We start from the raw sequence: 833 nt of genomic DNA on the forward strand, positions 1-833 counted from the left end.
AGTGCTTCCTGGCCATGGTTCATGATCTCGCTTCCCCAGCAAATGCTGGAATCAGCGTGTCCACGAACAAGGGGCAGGCCCCCTGCTCGAGATCGACGACACCGGCCAGGTCGTCCAGTCCGGTCACTGGCCGACCGGTCGTGACTTCGACGTTCGTTCCGGAGAGGTGTCGAAGATCAGCCAGGTTGCCGTGTTCGACGCTCACGCCGTCGCGCACGATGCTGACCCGGTCCGCAAGCCGCTCGACCTCGGCCAGGATGTGGCTGGAGAGCAGGACGGTCCGCCCTTCATCGCGGACGCGCTCGATCTCTTCCTGGAACACGAGCTCCATGAGCGGATCCAAGCCCGACGTCGGCTCGTCGAGCACCAGGAGTTCCGCGTGCGAGGCGAAAGCCGCCACCAGAGCGACCTTCTGCCGGTTGCCGGTGGAATACGTGCGTGACTTCTTGCCCGGGTCGAGGCTGAATCGCTCGATCAGTTCAGCGCGGCGGGTCGTTTCGAGGCCGCCTCGCATCCTGCCGAGCAGATCGATCACCTCTCCCCCGGTGAGGGTGGGCCAGAGTTCGACGTCGCCGGGGACATAGACCAGGCGTCGGTGCAGCGCGACAGCGTCGTTCCACGGGTCCGCGCCGAGAACTCTCGCGCGGCCGCTGTCGGATCGTAGAAGCCCCATCAGGATGCGCAGGGTGGTGGACTTCCCGGCACCATTCGGGCCGAGGAACCCATGGACCTCCCCGGAGCGGACCTCCAGGGGGGCCTGCCCCTTGTTCGTGGACACGCTGATTCCAGCATTTGCTGGGGAAGCGAGATCATGAACCATGGCCAGGAAGCAC

1 protein-coding gene is annotated in these 833 nt (G+C 65.3%); it reads right to left on the reverse strand.

The window, feature by feature from the left end:
• Nucleotides 1-19 precede the first annotated feature (19 nt).
• Entirely contained in the window at nucleotides 20-826 is an 807-nt protein-coding gene (locus tag ABD093_RS18190) for an ABC transporter ATP-binding protein (protein WP_343926276.1), read from the reverse strand.
• Between the last annotated feature and the right edge of the window lie 7 nt (nucleotides 827-833).

Source organism: Brachybacterium tyrofermentans (assembly GCF_039526165.1).
GTDB lineage: Bacteria > Actinomycetota > Actinomycetes > Actinomycetales > Dermabacteraceae > Brachybacterium > Brachybacterium tyrofermentans.